Genomic DNA, 20,793 nt, shown 5'->3' on the forward strand with positions numbered 1-20,793 from the left:
GCCGCTGCCCCCAGGGGCATCGTCCGGCGGCCCCCGGGACGCCCGATACTCTGGAGGCGTGACGTTCCCGGTAGTCGGCATGGTCGGCGGCGGTCAGCTCGCCCGTATGACCCACGAGGCGGGCATCCCCCTCGGCATCAAATTCAAGCTCCTCAGTGACACCCCTCAGGACTCGGCGGCCCAGGTGGTGAGCGAAGTCGTCATCGGCGACTATCGCGACCTGGACACGCTGCGCGCCTTCGCACGCGGTTGTGACGTGCTCACCTTCGATCACGAGCACGTCCCGACCGAGCATCTGCGGGCCCTGGAGGCGGACGGCATTCCCGTACGCCCCGGCCGTGACGCGCTGGTGCACGCCCAGGACAAGGGGGTGATGCGCGCGAAGCTCAGCGAGATCGGCGCGCCCTGCCCCCGCCACCGCATCGTGACGGACCCGGCGGACACCGCAGCGTTCGCGGCCGAGGTCGGTGGGTTCCCCGTCGTCCTGAAGACGGTCCGCGGCGGCTACGACGGCAAGGGCGTCTGGGTGGTCCGCTCCGAGGCGGACGCGGCGGACCCGTTCCGGGCGGGTGTCCCGGTCCTCGCCGAGGAGAAGGTCGACTTCGTACGGGAGCTGGCGGCCAACATCGTCCGCTCGCCGCACGGCCAGGCAGTCGCCTACCCGGTCGTCGAGTCGATCCAGGTCGACGGTGTCTGCGACACGGTCATCGCCCCGGCCCCCGAGCTGAGCGAGCAGCTCGCCGGCGAGGCCCAGCAGCTGGCCCTGCGGATCGCCGCCGAGCTCGGTGTCGTCGGCCACCTTGCCGTCGAACTCTTCGAGACCCGCAATGACGACGGGACCCCCGGCATTCTCGTCAACGAGCTCGCGATGCGCCCGCACAATTCCGGGCACTGGACCCAGGACGGCGCGATCACCTCGCAGTTCGCCAACCACGTCCGGGCCGTTCTCGACCTGCCGCTCGGCGACCCGCGCCCGCGCGCCACCTGGACGGTCATGTGCAACGTCCTGGGCGGCGACTACCCGGACATGTACCAGGCGTACCTGCACTGCATGGCCCGCGACCCGCAGCTCAAGATCCACATGTACGGCAAGGACGTGAAGCCCGGCCGCAAGGTCGGACACGTCAACACCTACGGCGACGACCTGGCGGATGTGCGTGAGCGCGCCCGGCACGCGGCCGACTACCTGCGAGGAACGATCACCGAATGACTTCCCCCGCCTCCGCCGCGCCGGTCGTCGGCATCGTCATGGGTTCGGACTCCGACTGGCCCGTCATGGAAGCAGCGGCCAAGGCCCTCGACGAGTTCGAGATCCCGTACGAGGTCGACGTCGTCTCCGCCCACCGCATGCCGCACGAAATGATCGCGTACGGGGAGAACGCCGCGGACCGAGGCCTCAAGGCGATCATCGCGGGTGCGGGCGGCGCAGCCCACCTGCCCGGCATGCTCGCGTCGGTCACCCCGCTGCCCGTCATCGGCGTCCCGGTTCCGCTGAAGTACCTGGACGGCATGGACAGCCTGCTGTCCATCGTGCAGATGCCGGCCGGTGTGCCCGTCGCGACCGTCTCGGTCGGCGGTGCGCGCAACGCGGGTCTGCTCGCCGCCCGTATCCTCGCCGCCCACGACAGCGAGCTGCTGGCCCGCATGCGGGAGTTCCAGCAGGAGCTGAACGACCAGGCGACCGAGAAGGGCAAGCGGCTGCGCAGCAAGGTCGAGGGCAGCGACTCCTTCGGCTTCGGCAAGTAGACACAGCGGACAACGAGCGGAAGCGGGCGACCATGGCGGATCAGATCACGGACCGGATCACGGACCACTCCGGGGACCACCTCGCACAGGCTGCGGAACTCCTCACCGAGTACCCGGTCGTCGACGGTCACAACGATCTGCCCTGGGCACTTCGCGAACAGGTCGGGTACGACCTGGACGCCCGCGACATCGCCACCGACCAGTCCGCCCATCTCCACACCGACATCGGGCGGCTGCGCGCCGGTGGCGTCGGCGCGCAGTTCTGGTCCGTCTACGTACGGTCCGACATGGCGGGCGAGGACGCTGTCAGCGCCACCCTCGAACAGATCGACGTGGTCACCGAGCTGCTGGACCGCTACCCCGCGGACCTGCGGCGCGCCCTGACCGCCGACGACATGGAGACGGCCCGCACCGAGGGCCGGATCGCCTCCCTGATGGGAGCCGAGGGCGGCCACTCCATCAACAACTCGCTGGGCACCCTGCGCGCCCTGCACGCCCTCGGTGTCCGCTACATGACGCTCACCCACAACGACAACATCGCGTGGGCGGACTCGGCGACGGACGAGCCCGGCGTCGGCGGTCTCTCGCCGTTCGGCCATGAGGTGGTACGGGAGATGAACCGCACCGGCATGCTGGTCGACCTCTCCCATGTGGCGGCCACGACGATGCGGGACGCGCTCGCCACCTCCACCGCGCCGGTGATGTTCTCGCACTCCTCGTCACGGGCGGTCTGCGACCACCCGCGCAACATCCCCGACGACGTCCTCGCGCAGCTTCCGGCCAACGGCGGGATCGCCATGGCGACCTTCGTACCGAAGTTCGTCCTGCCGGAAGCCGTCGAGTGGACCCGTGCGGCGGACCAGAACATGCGCGACCACGGTCTGCACCACCTCGACACCACCGCGCAGGCCATGAAGATCCACGCGGAGTTCGAGGCCGCCCACCCGCGCCCGATGGCCACCGTGGCGACGATCGCCGACCATCTCGACCACATGCGTGAGGTCGCCGGGATCGACCACATCGGTATCGGCGGCGACTACGACGGCACCGCGTTCCTCCCCGCAGGTCTGGAGGACGTCTCGGGCTACCCGAACCTGATCGCGGAACTGCTGGGCCGCGGCTGGTCCGCCGCCGACCTCGCCAAGCTCACCTGGCGCAACGCGGTACGGGTGCTGCGCGACGCCGAGGCCGTCGCCCGCGACCTGCGGGCGCGACGCGGCCCGTCCCACGCCACGATCGAGGCATTCGACGCCCCGGCGTCCTGACGTCCCACGGGACGGGAGGGCGCTCCTCCCGTCCCCCGAACGCAGGGGCGGACTCACCCGCTTCGGCCATCCCACTGTGCGGCCCACGCGCTCACCGACCACCCGTCGAACGTCCCCGACGACGTGCTGCGGATGCCGCGCTCCGACAACGGCCTCTTAGCCGCGGACCAGGTCGCCCGCGAGGGGACAGCCTCTCGGGTCAGGCGCGGGGCCGGCCCATCGCCCGGTACGACCAGCCCGCCTCGCGCCACAGCGTGCTGTCCAGCGCGTTGCGGCCGTCGAGAATGATCCGGTGTGCGGCGACCTCGCCCAGCGCCGCCGGGTCCAGCTCGCGGAACTCGCGCCACTCCGTCAGGTGCAGCACCACGTCCGCGCCGCGCACCGCGTCCAACGCCGACTCGGCGTACCCGAGCGTCGGGAAGAGCCGCCGGGCGTTGTCCATGCCCTTCGGGTCGTAGACGGTGACCTGGCCGCCCTGGAGGTGTATCTGCCCGGCCACGTTCAGGGCCGGTGAGTCGCGTACGTCGTCGGAGTCCGGCTTGAACGTCGCACCCAGCACGGCCACCCGCTTGCCGAGGAACGTCTCCCCGCCCACGGCCTCCAGGGCCAGCTCCACCATGTGACCGCGGCGCCGCATGTTGATCGAGTCGACCTCACGGAGGAAGGTCAGCGCCTGGTCCGCGCCCAGCTCACCGGCGCGCGCCATGAAGGCCCGGATGTCCTTCGGCAGACACCCGCCGCCGAAGCCGATCCCGGCCCGCAGGAACTTGGCTCCGATCCGCTCGTCATGCCCGATCGCCTCGGCCAGCTTCGCCACATCGCCGTCGGCGGCCTCGCAGACCTCCGCCATGGCGTTGATGAACGAGATCTTGGTCGCCAGGAACGAGTTCGCCGAGGTCTTCACCAGTTCCGCGGTCGGGAAGTCCGTCACCACGAACGGCGACCCCTCCGCGACCGGCACCGCGTACACCTCGCGCAGCACCTTCTCGGACCGCTCGCTCGCCACCCCGACGACGATCCGGTCCGGGTGCAGGGTGTCCTTCACGGCGAAGCCTTCGCGCAGGAACTCCGGGTTCCAGGCCAGCTCCGCATCGGTCCCCACCGGCGCCAGCTCGGCCAGCCGCGCCGCGAGCCGGGCCGCGGAGCCCACCGGCACGGTCGACTTGCCGACGACCAGGGCGGGCCGGGTGAGCTGCGGCGCCAGCGACTCGAAGGCGGCATCCACGTACGACATGTCGCAGGCGTACTCGCCGTGCTTCTGCGGCGTGTTCACGCAGACGAAGTGCACATCACCGAAGGCACCGACCTCTTCCCACGAGGTGGTGAACCGCAGCCGTCCGGTGGATCCCTCGATGCCCGCGACGTGCTTGTGGAGCAGCTCCTCCAGGCCCGGCTCGTACATCGGGACCCGTCCGCTGCTGAGCATCTCGATCTTCTCGGGCACGACATCGAGCCCGAGCACTTCGAAGCCGAGTTCCGCCATGGCCGCGGCGTGGGTGGCGCCGAGGTAGCCGGTGCCGATCACAGTGATTCTGAGGGCCATGGAGTGCTCCAGAGAGATGCGGACAGACATGCGGTGAACGAGCATAGTCGTGCCTCTGAAGGCCGGGTTTTACGGGCTCGGGGGGACCCCTGTCGCGAAGCTCACGTGCAGCTCGCATAGGCCATTGCGAGCCAGGCACCTAAAATTCGGTTACTTAACGGTAGTTAGCATCCCTGGGGAGTGAGAGTCTTGGCGGGTTCCACCGATTTCGACCTGTACCGTCCGGCCGAGGAGCACGACATGCTCCGCGAGACGGTTCGTGCGCTCGCCGAGGCGAAGATCGCCCCGTTCGCTGCGGCGGTCGACGAGGAGGCCCGCTTCCCGCAGGAGGCGCTGGACGCCCTGGTCGCCTCCGAGTTGCAGGCCGTGCACGTCCCCGAGGAGTACGGCGGCGCCGGTGCGGACGCCCTCGCCACCGTGATCGTGATCGAGGAGGTGGCCCGCGTCTGCGCCTCCTCCTCCCTGATCCCGGCCGTGAACAAGCTGGGCTCGCTCCCGCTGATCCTCTCCGGCTCCGAGGCGCTGAAGAAGAAGTACCTGGGCCCGCTCGCCAAGGGCGACGCGATGTTCTCGTACTGCCTCTCCGAGCCCGACGCGGGCTCCGACGCCGCCGGCATGAAGACCAAGGCCGTCCGCGACGGCGACTTCTGGGTCCTCAACGGCGTGAAGCGCTGGATCACCAACGCGGGCGTCTCCGAGTACTACACGGTGATGGCCGTCACCGACCCGACCAAGCGCTCCAAGGGCATCTCGGCGTTCGTCGTCGAGAAGTCGGACGAGGGCGTCTCCTTCGGCGCCCCGGAGAAGAAGCTCGGCATCAAGGGCTCCCCGACTCGCGAGGTCTACTTCGACAACGTCCGGATACCGGCCGACCGCATGATCGGCGAGGAGGGCACCGGCTTCGCGACGGCGATGAAGACCCTGGACCACACCCGCATCACGATCGCGGCCCAGGCCCTCGGCATCGCGCAGGGCGCCCTCGACTACGCCAAGGGCTACGTCCAGGAGCGCAAGCAGTTCGGCAAGCCGATCGCCGACTTCCAGGGCATCCAGTTCATGCTCGCCGACATGGCGATGAAGCTGGAGGCGGCCCGCCAGCTCACCTACTCCGCCGCCGCCAAGTCCGAGCGCCTCGACAGCGACCTCACCTTCTTCGGCGCCGCGGCCAAGTGCTTCGCCTCCGACGTCGCGATGGAGATCACCACGGACGCGGTCCAGCTGCTCGGCGGCTACGGCTACACGCGGGACTACCCGGTGGAGCGGATGATGCGCGACGCCAAGATCACCCAGATTTATGAAGGCACGAATCAGGTCCAGCGGATCGTCATGGCAAGGAACCTGCCGTAGCGGTTCGGCTTCAGCGGTGCGGGACGGCCCCCGGCGTCAGGCGAATTCGCCTCATGCCGGGGGCCGTTTCCGAGGGCTGCCAGGAATTCTCGCGGCCGTGCGGTGCTGTTCGGCTGCGGCACCGGCGGGATTCGAACCCGCGGACAGGGAGGGGCAGGGTCCGCCCCGAACCCCGTCAGCCGGCGTGACGGGCCGAGGGGCGTAGGCGCGCCCCTTTCGGCGGCGTACCTTCCCTGTCCATGAACGGCATCGCATGAAGAGGGGCCCGGACGGAGAACCGTCCGGGCCCTGTCTTCGCCTGCCGTCAGTTACCGGAGACGGTGACCTTCTCGTCGTTGTTGAGCTGCTCCACCAGTTGCTTGACCTTGGCCTTGTCCCACACCAGGTTCCCGCCCGTGGAGCCGGAGATCGGCATGTTCATGGACGTGCCGTCACCGCCCGTGACGCCCTTCATCGCGAAGAACATGTTGCCCAGGTCCCACAGCGACATGTCCTTGTCGACGATCAGCGTGTCGAGACCGGCGCCCATCGTCGGGTACAGCTTGAACGGGTTGAGGATCGTGGACGGCGTCGCCGTCTGGCTCGCCAGCGCCGCGAGGAACTTCTGCTGGTTCTTCGTACGGTCCAGGTCGCTGCCCGCGAAGGCGTACCGGGTCCGCACGAAGGCGAGGGACTGCTCGCCGTTGAGGGTCTGCTTGCCGGCCTGGAAGTCGGCGCCGGAGTTCTTGTCCTTGAACGCCTTGGGGATGTCGAGCTCCACCCCGCCGATCGCGTCCACGATCTTGGCGAAGCCGCCGAAGCCGATCTCGACGTAGTGGTCGATGTGCAGCCCGGTGTTGAACTCGACCGTGCGGACGAGCAGTTCGGGCCCATCCATGGCGTACGCGGCGTTCAGCTTGGTGAAGCGGCCACGGCCCGGGTAGAGCTTGCCGGAGTCGGAGCCCTTGAACGAGGGGATCTCGACGTTCGAGTCACGCGGCAGCGAAACCAGCGTCGGGCCGTTCGAGCCGTCGTGCAGGATCATCATCGAGTCGGTCCGCTTGCCCTCGGCCGAGCCCGTGTGGAGCCTCTTCTTGTCCTCGGACGTCATGCCCGCGCGGCTGTCGGAGCCGACGATCAGATAGTTGGTGCCGTCACCCTCGTGCGGTCGCTCGATCACCTTGGAGAGGTCGACCTCACGCTTGAGCTTGGAGTCGGCCCAGAAGTACGTGCCGATGGAGACGGCCAGCACCACGACCACGAGGGTCAGGGCGCCTATCTTTATCCGGCGTCGCCAGTCCGGCGCGGGCCTCCCCTGGACGTAACCGCCGTCACCCCGGCCGCCGCCGTGACCGTAGCCACCGCCGTTGCCGCCGCCGTAGACCTGTCCCGTGTTGTAACCGCCGCCGTACCCTGCGCCGTCGTCATAGCCGCCGGAGTACTGGGGTGCCTCGGGCTGACGCTGTCGCGGTGCCATCGGTCGCTGCTGCGGCGGCGCGGGACGCTGCTGAGGCGGCGCGGGGCGCCGCTGGACGTGCGGCATGACGCGGGCGCCCTCGGGCTGGGCGCTGTCACTGCCCCACCCGTAGCGGTCGTTGCGGTCGTCGTCGGTCCATCCACCGGGCCTGTCGCTCATGCGGTCCAGTGTGCAGTCCGGGCGTGCCGGGATTACAGGGGGTGTGAGATATCGGGCCTGGGCTGTTGCGAAGCTGATGCAATGCCCGCGGCCCAGGTCCCCCCGCATAAGGTAGACGGTATGACAGATCAGGCCCCACGCCCGGAGGGCGACATTCCCGGCAAGCCGACTGCGGCATCCCGGACCACCCTCAGCCACATCATGACCGGCAGTGACACCAATCTGCTGGGTACGGTGCACGGCGGTGTGATCATGAAGCTGGTCGACGACGCGGCGGGCGCCGTGGCCGGTCGGCACTCCGGCGGACCCGCGGTCACGGCTTCGATGGACGAGATGGTCTTCCTGGAGCCGGTACGCGTCGGTGACCTTGTTCACGTCCGTGCCCAGGTGAACTGGACCGGCCATTCCTCGATGGAGGTCGGCGTCCGGGTCATGGCCGAGCGGTGGAACGAATCGACCCCGGCCCAGCAGGTCGGCACCGCGTATCTGGTGTTCGCGGCGGTCGACGGGGACGGCAAGCCGCGCGCCGTACCGCAGGTGATCCCCGAGACGGAGCGCGACAAGCGGCGCTACCAGGAGGCGCAGATCCGGCGCACGCACCGGCTGGCCCGGCGCCGTGCGATCAAGGAACTGCGCGAGAAGCGCGCGGCGGACGGCATCGAGGACTGACGGCGGGGCGTCCTCCCCGGACCTCCGGGGAGGACGCCCCGCCCCGGAGCTCCGCCCACGGGGCGCATCGCTACGGGCACACCACCTGGTCGCCCGTGACCGCGGCGAACGCGCCCCGGCGCGTGTCCTCGGCCCGTACCCGCCCGACCTTGCCGAAGTCCGCTCCCGTCGTCACCTTCATCGTCGCGCCCTGCCCCTTGACTGCCCGCAACTCGGCCCCCGGCAGCGCCGCAGCCAGCGACTTCGCCGACCGGTCCCACCTCGGGTCGTACTCGACCAGGGTGTGTTTCAGTTCCTGCGGTGCCCCGTTGAGCGGGGCCCGCGTCGTACGGAACCCGGTGGCGCGCAGGGCGTCGTCGGCCGTCCTGCCGAGGCCGTCCATCGGGGTCCCGTTGTAGACCTGGACCCGAATCTGCTGGGGCGCGACATCGACGGTCTTCGCAGCCGCCTGCTCCGGCCGCTTCACCGCGAGGGGCTTGTCGTCACGCAGCGCCTGGAAAAGCTTGGTCGACTTCTTCGGATCCCACTTGACCGTCGAGCCGATGCCCTTGACCGGATAGGAGGGATCGCTGACCGGTACGGAGGTGAACTCGGACGACGCCGCAGTGAAGCCGCGCATCGCCTGGCCGAGTTCCAGGATCTGCTCCGTGCCGAACCCCTCGTCGGCCCGGACCGAGTGGAGCATCGTCGAGGCGATGTCCCGGAACTTCACCGGGTTCAGCAGCACACCGCTGCTGGTCGTCTGCTTGATCAGCGAGGCGAGGAACCTCTGCTGGCGCTGCATCCGGCCCAGGTCCGCGGCCCCGTCGACATGGCGCGAGCGCACGTACTGGAGCGCCTGCCCGCCGTTCAGCCAGTGGGTGCCCGCGGCGAGATCGAGACCGGTGTACGAGTCCTTCATCGGCCGGGCGGTGCAGATCTGCACCCCGCCCAGGGTGTCGACCGTCTTCATGAAGCTGGTGAAGTCGACCTCGAGATAGTGGTCGATCTTGATACCGGTCATGTCCTCGACGGTGCGCACGGTCAGACTCGGCCCGCCCTCGGCGTAGGCGGCGTTCAGCTTCAGCGGGTGGGCGGCGTGCTCGGTGCCGGTGTTCCGGTCGCGGTGTTCCGGGATCTCGGCGTAGCTGTCGCGCGGAAGGGAGACGACGCTCGCGCGTTCCTTGTCCGCCGACAGATGCACCAGCATGATCGTGTCGGTGCAGTAGCAGGGAGCACCGCCCAGCCGGTACTTCTTCCTGTCGTCCTTGCTGATGCTGTTGCGGCCGTCGGTGCCGACGAGCAGCAGATTCGTGCCGGTCCCGGCCCGCGGCCGGTTCTTCATGTCCTTGAACGGGTCGATGCGGTCGATCCCGGTCTCCAGATTGGTCACCACCGCGTGACCGATCCCGCCGGCGCCGAGCACCAGCACGGACAGACTGGTCGCGACCCGCATGCCCCAGCGGGGCTTCTCGTCCTGCTTTCTCGACCTGAGCTGCGGGGGAGCGGCGCGGGGGCGCGGCGGACGGGGGGAGCGGTGCGGTGTGGGCACAGGGGGACCTCCGCGGTGCAAGGGGGATCGTTCGCACAGTAGGCCCGTACGATCTCCATACCGGGAAGCGACCTTGCGGCGCGCGCCAGGGTCCCCCATTCGCGGTAACGTGGCGGCCGAAACGCCGCCTCCTGGGGTGAGAACCCCCGGCGCCCCCGAGGACCCCCCGAGGACCACATGTCTGCCGCGCAGTACCCCGCCGTCTCTGTGATCATGCCGGTGCTCAATGAGGAACGCCATCTCAGGAACTCCGTCCGGCACATCCTGGAGCAGGAGTACGCCGGCGAGATGGAGGTCGTGATCGCGCTCGGCCCGTCCATGGACCGTACGGACGAGATCGCCGCCGAGCTGGTACGGGAGGACTCCCGGGTCCACACCGTGCCGAACCCGACCGGCCGCACCCCAGCAGCGCTCAACGCCGCGATCAAGGCTTCCTCGCACCCCATCGTGGTGCGGGTCGACGGCCACGGCATGCTCTCGCCGAACTACATCGCGACCGCGGTCCGCCTTCTGGAGGAGACCGGCGCGCAGAACGTCGGCGGCATCATGCACGCCGAGGGCGAGAACGCCTGGGAGGACGCCGTCGCCGCGGCCATGACATCGAAGATCGGCGTCGGCAACGCGGCCTTCCACACCGGCGGCCAGGCGGGCCCGGCCGAGACCGTCTACCTCGGCGTGTTCCGCCGCGAGGCCCTGGAGAAGGCGGACGGGTACAACGTGGAGTTCATCCGCGCCCAGGACTGGGAGCTGAACTTCCGGATCCGCGAGGCGGGCGGACTGATCTGGTTCTCGCCGGAGCTGAAGGTGCAGTACCGGCCGCGGCCCTCGGTGAAGGCGCTGGCCAAGCAGTACAAGGACTACGGCCGCTGGCGCCATGTCGTCGCCCGCTACCACTCCGGCTCGATCAACCTGCGCTACCTCGCCCCGCCGACCGCCGTCTGCGCGATCGCGGCGGGCCTCGTGGTCGGTGCGGCCGTCACCCCGTGGGCGTTCATCGTCCCGGCCGGCTATGTCGCCGCCATCGTCGCCGGGTCCCTCCCGGCGGGCAAGGGCCTGTCGCTGAAGGCGCGGGCCCAGATCCCGGTGGCGCTGGCCACCATGCACATGTCCTGGGGCTACGGCTTCCTGACCAGCCCGCGCGCGCTGGCGAAGAAGGTCATTGCCGGCCGGCGCCCGGCTGTCACCGCATAACCGCCGACGCGGTGTGGGGCCCTCCGGTGCTCCGGAGGGCCCCCGCCGTGCGTTGTGCCCGGTCCCGGGCTACCAGCCGAATCCCGGCTGGATGGCCATGCAGGCCGTTTCGTCGTCGCCGTTGAGGGCGCGGGCACTCTCCGGAGTCTTCTCCTCGGCGCTCGGCGCGGAATAGTCCCCGTCCTCGCGCCAGTCGGCCCCCACGGTCAGCGTGATGCCGGAGACCGCGGTCGACTTCTTCACCGCCGTCAGCGGAATACCGAGCGCCTTGGCCACGGCCTGGGCATTGCCCTCCATGTCCACGCTGGGGAAGAGCACCCCGGTCCGTGCCGCCGCGTCGGTGTTCTGCGTGTCGATCGCGGCCTGGGTGAAGCCCTTCCCGGCGAGCAGTCCCTTGACCGCCGAGGCACGGCCCTTGACCGGGTACTCGGTGTCGGTGCGGGTTCCGTTGCGGATGCTGACCGGGATCTCGGCGACTGGTGCCGTGGGCTTCTTGGCGGCCGACGCCGTGCGCTTGGACGCCTTGCCGTCGAGCGGGATGTCGTCGCGGACCATCTGGAACAGCTGGTCCGCCTCGACGGGCATGGGGAGCACGCGGCCGTTGTTCACACCCGTGCCGTAGACGTTCGGCATCGTCGTCATCGTGATGCGCTTGGTGGGGGCCTTCTTGAGCTCGCCCGCGAGGTCGTACAGCTTCTTGACCGAGTCGAGGCCCTTGTCGACCGTCAGCGCGTTGGTCGCCGCCTCAGCGAGGCCCATCAGCTTGCCCGGGTCGGTGAGCTTGGTGCCCTTGCGCAGCTCGCGGACCATCGAGTTCATGTACATGTGCTGGGCGTGCGTACGGCCGAGATCGGTGCCGTCCTCGAAGCCGTAGCGAGTCCGCAGCCACTGGAGGGCCTGTTTGCCCTTGACCTTTGTGGTGCCTTCCTCCAACTTCAGCCCGGAGCCCTTGCCGTCCCTCGTGTGGGAGTAGACGTTGCCCCTGACGCAGACCGGGACGCCGCCGATCGCATCGGCCATCGAGACCACACCGGAGAAGTCGATCATCATGAAGTGGTCGATGGTGATGCCGGTGAGCTCGTACCAGGCCGCCACCGTGCAGCCGGGACCGCCGCGGCTGAGCGTCTGGTTGGTCATCGCCACGCCCGTGGTCGCCGGGTAGACGTGCCCCGTCTTCGGATCGGTGCACTTCGGGATCTTCAGCAGTGTGTCGCGCGGCATGCTGACCACCGCCATGTTGCTGCGGTCGGCGGAGAGATGGAGCAGCATCTGTACGTCGGCCAGGGGCGGCCCCCCGAAGGTGTCCTTGGCCCCGCCGAGCTTCTGGTTCTCCTTGGAGTCCCGCGCGTCCGAACCGATGAGCAGGATGTTCAGCGGGGTCTGACCGGCGGCATTGGCCTTGTGGTCGGCCATCTTCTTGTCGCCGAGCGTCAGGTCCGCCTTCTTGAGGTTCCCGTTGAGGTGCTCGATATAGAGGTATCCGGCGACGGCGCCGCCGATTATGACGAGCGAGAGAACCGAGGCGACCCAGCGCAGTACGCGGCGCTTGCCCTTCTTGCCGTGCCGCTTCGCCCCGCCCTTCCGATGGCCGCCGTCCGCCGGGACGCGCCGACGGCCGTCCGCGCCGGAGTCCGGGCCCTTCTCCGGGGGATCCTCGTAGAGCCCGTCGTCCCGGCCGAGTTGACCGGCGTGCCGGACGCGTGGTCGCGTCCCCTCCCCGGGTGTGCTGCTCCGTCCCACCTGGACCCCCCTGCTGCTCAGACTCTTGGAATGGCGCAGTGACCCGGTGTCACTTCGCGCACTCTGCCTTGGCGGCGTTTGCTAGCGGTATGTCTGCCGGCGCCTTTGCCGGTCCGGTGATGGGTACACCTGCGCCCTTGAAGTCCGCGCCCAGGGTCAAGACCATCGCCTGGAGTCCCTCCGCGTCGGTGGTGCCCTTCTTCAGGGCCGAGCCGGGCAGCCCCATCATGGCGGCGAGTGCGCGGGCCTGGTCCGCCTGGTTGGGGGCGTACTCGAGCGTCGTCTTGGAGATCTTCGCCGGGGCGTTGGCCTTGTTGGTGGACTTGAGCACACCCTGGTTGTTCTGCAGCCACGTGACCGTCTCCTGCGCGGCACCCGCCCGGTCGCCGCCGTTGAGGACATCGACGCGAACGTCGGCGGCTGCGGCCTTGGTGCCCTTGAGGAGCGCGTCCTGCTTGCTCCTGGCGGCGTTCTTCTGCTTCTTCACCTCGGTCAGCGAGGTGTCCTCGCGCATCATCGCGAACAGAGGGTCGGACTTGGCGGTGTTGAGCACCACCGTGGCGTGGACCTTCTCGGCCGGGTTGTCTATCACCGGGACCGTTACGAAGGTGATGTTCTTGGTGTCGACCTTGCTGAGCTCCGTGGCCAGCGACACCAGCTTTTTCCCCGAGCCGATGGGTTTGTCCACGGTGAGCGCCTTGGTCGCCGCGTTCGCGAGCTTGTACAGCTTGGTCGGGCTGGTCAGGGTGTCGTCCGACTTCATCTGCCGGATCATCGAGCCGATGAACTGCTGCTGCACCTTGATCCGGTCGAGGTCGCTCTGGTTACCGAAGCTGTGCCGGGTGCGGACGAACGCGAGCGCGTCCTCGCCCTGGATCTTGCTCTCACCTTCGGGCAGGTCGAGGTGCGACTTGGGGTCCTTGACCGGGTGGGCCAGACAGACCTTGACGCCGCCGACCGCCGTGGACAGCTCCTTCACCGCGTTGAAGTCGACCATCATGAAGTGGTCGACCTTCAGCTTGGTGATCTCCTCGACGGTACGCATGGTGCAGCCCGGGTCGCGCCCGTCCTGGCCGAGGCTGACGTTGAACCGGATGTTCTGCGTCCCCGGAATGATCTTCTTCGTGCCGTCCGGCAGCGTGGTTTCGCAGTCCGGGATGTCGGTGATCAGGTCGCGGGGGATGCTCAGCGCCGTCGCGTTGGTCCGGTCCTTGGAGACGTGGAAGAGGATGTTGGTGTCGGCGTGGCCGGTGCTGCCCTTGTCGCCGTACCCCTCATTGCCCTTACCGGTCCGCTTGTCGGTGCCGATGATCAGGATGTTGACCGGGGCGTTGGCGGTGACGACGTCCTTGTTGCCGGCGTCGCCGACGTCGACGCTGCTCAGGTTGCCGTTGAAGTGCTGGTACAGCGCGTAGCCGCCTACGGACAGGCCGACCAGTACGAAGGCCATCACGCCGCCCGTCCAGATGAGCGCCTTCTTGCGGCGGGACTTGGGCTGCTTGCGCTTGCGCCGGCCCGCGGTGTCCGGACCCGAACCTTCCGGCCCGCGCGGACCATTGGCCGTACGACGGCCACGCTGTGCCGGCACCTCGCGGCGTGGCCCGTCGCCCCGGCCGCCGCCGTCACGCGGACCATTTCCGCGTTCGCCACCGCCCTCACGAACCGCACCTGCACGCCTGGAACCACGTTGCCCCGGTGCGGTCGGCCTGCGGCTCGAATCCCCTCCGGATTGATTCAGTCGCAATTCGTAATCGCCGGTCTGCGGGTTGAGGACCCACTGGTCTGCGGGGTCGATTTCGTCCGCCCGCCCACGGCTTTGCGCATCCACGGTTGTTTGAGTCCTCCGTCGGTGCCACGCGAGGCGCCTCCCCCGACAAGGCGCTCGATCTTTCGCTCCAGCAGTGCGCGGCCTGACGGCCGGAAGCACCGGATCGCGTCACACTATCCGCCAAGTTCGGCGTCGAGCGACGGGCGTGACAAATTCCACGGACCTTACAACCGGTCATTCTGCTCATTGCACGCCGATCGTCGACAACTCCTTGGCCATTGCTTTACTGCTTACACAGATCCGCGGCCGCGTTGTTGCCCGAATAGGTGGGTGTGGGCGTCGGGTTCGGGGACTCCGAGGCGTGCCCGGTCCCGTTCTTTCTGCGTGTCAGCTCGTCCGCCGGGACCACCGTGACAGGGGCGTCCTGGCGCAGTTGCCCGAAGAGTTTGGCCGCGTCGGGCTGGACGAGTTCGTCCCGGTTCGGGTCGGCGGCGTACGGCTGTCGTGGCACGGTCAGGAACTGCACCCTGTCCGTCGGTACGTCGCGCACGCCGCGCACCAGCGCGTACAGGTCCTTGAGGCTGCCCAGGCCGGGGTCCGTGGTCAGCGACTTGGTGGCCGCGTCCAGCACGGGATAGAGGCGGGTCGGGTTGAGAAGGACGCCATTGCTCTGCACCTTGTTCACCAGCGCGCCGAGGAAACGTTGCTGGCGGTCCATCCGGTCGGTGTCGCTCCCGTCGCCGAGGGACTTGCGGGCCCGTACGTAACCCAGTGCCTCCTCGCCGTCGAGCTTCTGGCGTCCCGCGCGCAGCTTCACGTGCGCGTCGGGGTCGTCGATCGGCTCCTTGAGACAGACCTCGACACCGTCCACCGCGTCGACCATGTCCTTGAAGCCGTTGAAGTCGATGACCATGTAGTGGTCCATGCGGATTCCGGTCATCAGCTCGACCGTACGGATCGTGCAGGCAGTGCCGCCGAACTCGAAGGCCCAGTTGAACTGGGCGAATTGCTTGGTGGTCCGCTTTCCGTCCGATGTGCGGCAGCTGGGGATCTCCGCCATCAGATCGCGCGGGAGGGACATCGCGGTGACGCTCTTCCGGTTCGCGGGGAGGTGCAGCAGGATCGTGGTGTCCGAGCGCTGGCTGCCGCCGTAGGAGCGACCGTACGTGCCGTTGTCACCAGCGCGGCTGTCGGAGCCGATGAGCAGGATGTTCTGCGCCTCGTGCACGACGGACGGCGGGCGCTCCTTCTCGTACGCGCGCAGTTCGGCGGCCGCCGCCGTGTCCGTCCTGATGTTGCTGTCGAGCTTCCGGTACAGCCACCAGCCGACGCCGGCGGCCACCAGGACGAGGAACGAGGCGGCGAGCGCGGCCCAGCGCAGCCAGTGGTGCCTGCGCCGGGCGGGGGCGGCCCCGTCCCGCCACCGCACGCGGGAGGCTTCCCCGTCCGGCCCGTCCTGCGACGTGTCCTGCGACTCGCCCCTCGACGTGTCCTCGTCCTTGTCCGCGGCCGAGTGGTCGGGGTCCGGTGGCGTGCCGGCACTTTCGGTCACGTCTGCGTCCATCCTTCACGTTCGGCAGCGCGCTAGGCCGCCGGTCGCAGGAGTAGACGGCTGAACCCCACGCTTGGTTGTGCCCAGGGCCTGTACCGCTGATCATGTACCGGAGTTGAGGCGCAGGCTCGGGGGCTCGGCCCGCTGTGGGCCGTACGAGTGCCCTCAGGGTGCCGGTCGTACCGCGGTGTTGGTCACCCGCTCACTCTCGATGCGCTTGGCGAGCCCGTCCTCGTCCAGCCGGTCCACGTGCCGGCACAGAACCACCGAGCCACCGGTGGCCAGCGGCGCGTACAACCCGGCGCTGAGCCCTTCCCAGGTGTCGTAGGTGTGCCCCGTCAGCAGCCGCGACCCGGGCGTCAGACCCAGCTCCGCACCGTCCTCGCGGGCGCGCGCGACCAGTTGCGCCGACGTCAGCGCGACACCGCCGACGGTCAGCGCCGGCGCGTCCGGGTCCACCGGTGCGAACGGCGCGAACCGGTCACCCTGGCCCGGCACCTCCACGGCATAGTCCGCGAAGCCCTCGGGCGGCTGCGGGAACCGGCCGCCCAGCGGACGCAGGGCCAGCGCGACGCGCTCGCCGCGGCAGGCGCGCGCCGCGTCCAGCGTGTCCGGACCGGTCACGACGAGGTCGGCGGCGGCGGGATCGCCCTGCACATCGGCGACGACGCCGACCGAGGAACAGGCGAGCAGCCAGACCGCGGACTGCCAGTGCGCGGGCAGCAGGAGCGCGAGCCGGTCGCCGGGTTCCGCGGTCAGGTCGCCCTGCAGCAGATTGGCTGTCTTGGCCACCCAATTGGCGAAGGTGGCCACCGACAGTTCGACCCGTTCTCCGGTGGCGTCGTCGTAGAAAGTGACCATGGGGCGGGCCGGGTCCGCGGCGAGCGCGGAACGCAGCAGGTCGGCAGGGGTGCGGTCGCTGGCTTTCATCCGCGCAAGGGTACGCGGCCGCGCCGGACGCGACCGGGTGACACAGGTGTCGCATACACCGGTTCGGCAGACGGCTCGTCAATTGCGCGGAGATATCCCAGTAGCCGGAGTTGTCGCAGTGTGCCCAAGATCGTTCGTATGCGTGCCTTCATTGCATCCGCCATTGGTGTCACCTGCTCGGCAGTCCTCGTCCTGCCGCTCGCCGCGCCCGCGGGCGCCGCCTCCGACACCACCGTCACCGCAGAGACCGAGGCCGCCGACCCCGTCGAGGTGCCCGGGTCGACCCAGTCCCTGCCACTCACTGCGCTGCCCACCACGTCCACGCGGGCGACCGGCGCCCCCACCGATGCCGCCGCCACCGCCGAACAGGGCCTGCCCCGGCGCGACGTCCGCCCCTTCTCCCTGGTCGGTGTCGTCTGGGACGACGCCGACGTGGAACTCAACGGCACCGTCCAGGTCCGCACCCGCGCCACCGGCACCACCCAATGGTCGCACTGGCAGGAGCTGGAGACCCACAACGCCGAGCACGGCGCCGACCCCGGCACCGCCGAACGCGACTCCGGAACCGTCCGCGGCTCCACCGCTCCGCTCTGGGTCGGCGACTCCGACGGCGTCGAGGTCCGGGTGAGCCCCGAAGTGACCGACGTACGGGACCGGGACAGCGGCGCCAGTGTTCCGCTGCCCGACGGGTTGCGGCTCGAACTCGTCGACCCGGGCAAGGACCCTCAGCAACTCCCCGCAGCCGGCCCGGGAGCCGCAGCCGGCGGCGGGGACAGTCGTGCCCCGTCCTCCGAAGCACTGGTTCTCCCCGCGCTGAGCAAAGCGGAGACCGAGGCGGAGAGCGAGGCCGAGGACGGCGTCGCCCCGGGCACCAAGCCGTACATCGGCCCCCGCCCGACCATCATCACCCGCAAGGGCTGGGGCGCCGACGAGAAGCTCCGCGAGAGCACCTTCGTGTACACAAAGTCCGTCAAGGCCGCCTTCATCCACCACACCGCCACGGGCAACAGCTACACGTGTGCGCAAGCGGCCTCGGTTCTTCGTGGTATCTACCGCTACCACGTCGAGAGCAGCGGCTGGCGCGACATCGGCTACAACTTCGCCGTCGACAAGTGCGGAACCATCTACGAAGGACGCGCCGGAGGCGTGACGAAGCCCGTCCAGGGCGCGCACACTCTCGGTTTCAACGCCGACAGCATGGGCATTGCGGTGCTCGGAACCTTCACCACGTCAAGGCCGCCCACCGCAGTGGTGAACGCCGTCGCCGAGCTCACCGCCTGGAAGCTCGGCCTGTTCGGCGCCGACCCCAGTGGCAGCACCACGCTCGTCTCCGGCGGCGGCAACCGGTTCAAGAAGGGGACGAAGGTCAAACTCAAGGTCATCTCCGGCCACCGGGACGGCTTCGTCACCGAATGCCCGGGGGAACGCCTTTACGAGAAGCTCGGCACGGCCCGGACCACCGCCGCCCGTCTGCAAGGCCGCTGACGACCCGCTGCTGCGGGGCTGCCGGACGGTGATGAACCGCCCGGTCTGCATAAACTGGCCAGCCAAAACCAGGCTCGGCCCCAGCAGGAAGCAGAGACGTGCCGTGACAGAGGCAAAAGAAGCGATTCTCCTGGTCGGTGGCAAGGGCACCCGACTGCGCCCGCTCACGGTGCACACTCCCAAGCCCATGGTTCCGGCGGCCGGTGTCCCGTTCCTCATGCACCAACTGGCGCGGGCGCGGGCCGCCGGGGTCGAGCACATCGTGCTCGCGACCTCGTACCTGGCGGAGGTCTTCGAGCCGTACTTCGGCGACGGCTCGTCGCTCGGCCTGCACATCGAGTACGTCACCGAACGCGAACCGCTCGGCACCGGCGGAGCCATCCGCAACGTGGCGTCCCGCCTCACCTCGGGCCCGGACGAACCCGTGCTGATCTTCAACGGCGACATCCTCACCGGCCTCGACATCCGGGCACTGGTCACCTCGCACGCCACCTCCGGCGCGGATGTCTCGCTCCACCTCACCCGGGTCGAGGACCCCCGCGCCTTCGGACTCGTACCGACGGACTCCACGGGCAGGGTGACCGCGTTCCTGGAGAAGCCGCAGACGCCCGAGGAGATCGTCACCGACCAGATCAACGCGGGGGCGTACATCTTCCGCCGCTCGGTCATCGACACGATCCCGGCCGGCCGGCCGGTCTCCGTGGAGCGCGAGACCTTCCCCGGACTGCTCGTCTCCGGCGCGCACCTCCAGGGCATGGTCGACTCCACGTACTGGCTGGACCTCGGCACGCCGCAGGCATTCGTACGCGGCTCCGCCGATCTGGTCCTCGGCCGCGCCCCGTCCCCGGCCGTCCCCGGCCGGTGCGGCGATCGGCTCGTCCTGCCGACCGCATCCGTCGCCGCCGACGCCAAACTCACCGGCGGTACGGTCATCGGCGAGGACGTCCTGATCGGTGAGGGCACCCGGATCGACGGCTCCGCGGTACTGGCCGGAGCGGTCGTCGAACCCGGCGCCGTGATCACGGACTCCCTGGTCGGAGCGGGTGCCCGGATCGGCAGCCGTACGGTCCTGGTGGGCGCCGTCATCGGCGACGGCGCCCACGTCGGCGCCGACAACGAACTGCGTGACGGCGTCCGTGTCTGGTGCGGTGCGGTCCTGCCGGACGCGTCGGTCCGTTTCTCGTCGGACGAATGACGGGCGCGCTGCGGCGCGTACCCTCGAGAGGCATCCCCGACGACCGAGGACCTCACCCGTGGCAGGACGATTCGCTCCCCGCAGCGCCCCGCGCACGCCCGTCCCACGCCAGGTGCCGACCGGTCCGGCACCGGAGGCACTGACCCGGGACTGGACCCCGCCGGGCCCGCTCGACCTGCGCCTCGTCCTCGGCCCGCTGCGCCGCGGCCCCGCCGACCCCACGTTCCGCATCGACCGGGACGGCTCGGTCTGGCGGGCCACCCGCACCCCGGCAGGCCCCGGCACGCTCCACATCACCGACCGGGGCGGCCGGATCGAGGCGACGGCCTGGGGCCCCGGCGCGTCCTGGCTGCTGGACCAGCTCCCGGCCCTGCTCGGCGCGGACGACGACCCGGAAGCATTCAGGCCCCGCCACCGCCTGGTCGCCGCAGCCCGGCACCGCCGCCCCGGACTGCGCCTGCTGCGCACCGGTCTGGTGCTGGAGTCGCTGATTCCGTCGATCCTGGAACAGAAGGTCACTACCGACGAGGCCTACCGTGCCTGGCGCCTCCTGGTCCGTACGTACGGCACTCCGGCCCCCGGTCCGGCAGCGGCCCTGTTCGGCACGCACGGCCTGCACGTCATGCCGGACCCGCGCACCTGGTCGCTGATCCCGTCCTGGGAATGGCATCGTGCAGGCGTCGACGCCAAGCGCTCGGCCACGATCCTGCGTGCGGTACGAGTCGCCCGCCGCCTGGAGGAAGCGGCGACGATGCCCCTTCCCGAGGCCACTGCCCGCCTGGAACTGATCCCCGGCATCGGCCCCTGGACCTCGGCGGAAACCCTTCAACGAGCCAACGGTGCACCCGACGCGGTCACCGTGGGCGACCTCCACCTCCCCGGCATCATCGGGCACGCCCTGGCAGGCAACAGAAACGCCGACGACGAGGAAATGCTGACGCTCCTCACCCCCTACGAGGGCCAGCGCCACCGAGCCACACGCCTCATCCTGCTCTCGGGCCACACCCCGCCGCGCAGAGCTCCGCGCATGACAAGAGGCGACATCGCCCGCCTCTGAGACCCCCTCAGACACCGGCTCGGCCTCGCAGTCCACGACCAGCCGCGTCACATGCGAGTTCGTCGGGCGATCGAGGACGAACCGAGCCCGCAGGTCGCGACCAGCCGTGTCGCATGCGAGCCCGTCCGGCGAGCGAGGGCGAACGGGCTCCGGAACCGC

At 69.5% G+C, this 20,793-nt stretch carries 16 protein-coding genes; 9 read left to right on the forward strand and 7 right to left on the reverse strand.

The features are described 5' to 3' along the window. The first annotated feature begins 4 nt into the window (after positions 1-4). From AB0N06_RS16565 to AB0N06_RS16575, 3 genes are read left to right on the forward strand one after another with little or no spacing between them, the layout of a single operon-like run. Positions 5-1,210, forward strand: a complete 1,206-nt coding sequence (locus AB0N06_RS16565; RefSeq protein WP_366135415.1) for a 5-(carboxyamino)imidazole ribonucleotide synthase — start codon at positions 5-7, stop codon at positions 1,208-1,210. Beyond that, positions 1,207-1,746 carry a 5-(carboxyamino)imidazole ribonucleotide mutase gene (gene purE, locus AB0N06_RS16570; RefSeq protein ID WP_266984915.1) on the forward strand — a complete coding sequence of 180 codons (540 nt, stop codon included), beginning with the start codon at positions 1,207-1,209 and terminating at the stop codon, positions 1,744-1,746. The genes AB0N06_RS16565 and purE overlap by 4 nt, the downstream gene beginning before the upstream one ends. 32 nt (positions 1,747-1,778) lie before the next feature. After that, complete coding sequence (locus AB0N06_RS16575) at positions 1,779-3,011, forward strand: dipeptidase (protein ID WP_366135382.1); 1,233 nt, start codon at positions 1,779-1,781, stop codon at positions 3,009-3,011. 199 nt (positions 3,012-3,210) lie between these two features. Here AB0N06_RS16575 and AB0N06_RS16580 read toward each other — a convergent pair whose 3' ends face one another. After that, positions 3,211-4,554: a UDP-glucose/GDP-mannose dehydrogenase family protein gene (locus AB0N06_RS16580; RefSeq protein WP_366135416.1), complete on the reverse strand. Its 1,344-nt coding sequence runs from the start codon at positions 4,552-4,554 to the stop codon at positions 3,211-3,213. Between the two features lie 189 nt (positions 4,555-4,743). On the opposite strand from AB0N06_RS16580, the gene AB0N06_RS16585 reads away from it, so the two are divergent. Next, positions 4,744-5,901 carry an acyl-CoA dehydrogenase gene (locus AB0N06_RS16585; protein WP_366135383.1) on the forward strand — a complete coding sequence of 386 codons (1,158 nt, stop codon included), beginning with the start codon at positions 4,744-4,746 and terminating at the stop codon, positions 5,899-5,901. A gap of 304 nt (positions 5,902-6,205) precedes the next feature. Here the strand turns inward: AB0N06_RS16585 and AB0N06_RS16590 are convergent, their stop codons facing one another. Then, positions 6,206-7,516, reverse strand: coding sequence for an LCP family protein (locus AB0N06_RS16590; protein WP_366135384.1), 1,311 nt, complete (start codon positions 7,514-7,516; stop codon positions 6,206-6,208). A 120-nt stretch (positions 7,517-7,636) separates the two neighbouring features. Between AB0N06_RS16590 and AB0N06_RS16595 the strand changes: the two genes are divergently transcribed. Then, positions 7,637-8,185, forward strand: a complete 549-nt coding sequence (locus tag AB0N06_RS16595) for an acyl-CoA thioesterase (RefSeq protein WP_366135385.1) — start codon at positions 7,637-7,639, stop codon at positions 8,183-8,185. A gap of 70 nt (positions 8,186-8,255) precedes the next feature. Here AB0N06_RS16595 and AB0N06_RS16600 read toward each other — a convergent pair whose 3' ends face one another. Continuing rightward, positions 8,256-9,620: an LCP family protein gene (locus tag AB0N06_RS16600; RefSeq protein ID WP_366135386.1), complete on the reverse strand. Its 1,365-nt coding sequence runs from the start codon at positions 9,618-9,620 to the stop codon at positions 8,256-8,258. 273 nt (positions 9,621-9,893) lie between these two features. On the opposite strand from AB0N06_RS16600, the gene AB0N06_RS16605 reads away from it, so the two are divergent. Beyond that, positions 9,894-10,907: a glycosyltransferase family 2 protein gene (locus AB0N06_RS16605; RefSeq protein ID WP_366135387.1), complete on the forward strand. Its 1,014-nt coding sequence runs from the start codon at positions 9,894-9,896 to the stop codon at positions 10,905-10,907. Positions 10,908-10,976: 69 nt separating this feature from the next. Here AB0N06_RS16605 and AB0N06_RS16610 read toward each other — a convergent pair whose 3' ends face one another. From AB0N06_RS16610 to AB0N06_RS16625, 4 genes are all read right to left on the reverse strand, one after another. Further along, positions 10,977-12,647, reverse strand: a complete 1,671-nt coding sequence (locus tag AB0N06_RS16610) for an LCP family protein (RefSeq protein WP_366135388.1) — start codon at positions 12,645-12,647, stop codon at positions 10,977-10,979. A gap of 49 nt (positions 12,648-12,696) precedes the next feature. Next, on the reverse strand, positions 12,697-14,475 hold the full coding sequence (locus tag AB0N06_RS16615; protein WP_366135389.1) for an LCP family protein: 1,779 nt from the start codon (positions 14,473-14,475) through the stop codon (positions 12,697-12,699). Between the two features lie 223 nt (positions 14,476-14,698). After that, on the reverse strand, positions 14,699-15,967 hold the full coding sequence (locus AB0N06_RS16620; protein ID WP_366135390.1) for an LCP family protein: 1,269 nt from the start codon (positions 15,965-15,967) through the stop codon (positions 14,699-14,701). Positions 15,968-16,132: 165 nt separating this feature from the next. Next, positions 16,133-16,897, reverse strand: coding sequence for a TIGR03089 family protein (locus AB0N06_RS16625; protein ID WP_366135391.1), 765 nt, complete (start codon positions 16,895-16,897; stop codon positions 16,133-16,135). Between the two features lie 138 nt (positions 16,898-17,035). Between AB0N06_RS16625 and AB0N06_RS16630 the strand changes: the two genes are divergently transcribed. The 3 genes from AB0N06_RS16630 (at position 17,036) to AB0N06_RS16640 (ending at position 20,634) form a co-directional block, all read left to right on the forward strand. After that, positions 17,036-18,382: a peptidoglycan recognition protein gene (locus AB0N06_RS16630; protein ID WP_366135392.1), complete on the forward strand. Its 1,347-nt coding sequence runs from the start codon at positions 17,036-17,038 to the stop codon at positions 18,380-18,382. Positions 18,383-18,485: 103 nt separating this feature from the next. Beyond that, the gene (locus AB0N06_RS16635; RefSeq protein WP_366135393.1) at positions 18,486-19,577 is read left to right on the forward strand and encodes an NDP-sugar synthase; all 1,092 of its coding nucleotides are present in this window, start codon (positions 18,486-18,488) and stop codon (positions 19,575-19,577) included. Positions 19,578-19,635: 58 nt separating this feature from the next. Next, complete coding sequence (locus AB0N06_RS16640) at positions 19,636-20,634, forward strand: DNA-3-methyladenine glycosylase 2 family protein (protein ID WP_366135395.1); 999 nt, start codon at positions 19,636-19,638, stop codon at positions 20,632-20,634. Positions 20,635-20,793: the final 159 nt, after the last annotated feature.

This window comes from Streptomyces sp. NPDC051020, from assembly GCF_040683105.1.
Lineage (GTDB): Bacteria > Actinomycetota > Actinomycetes > Streptomycetales > Streptomycetaceae > Streptomyces.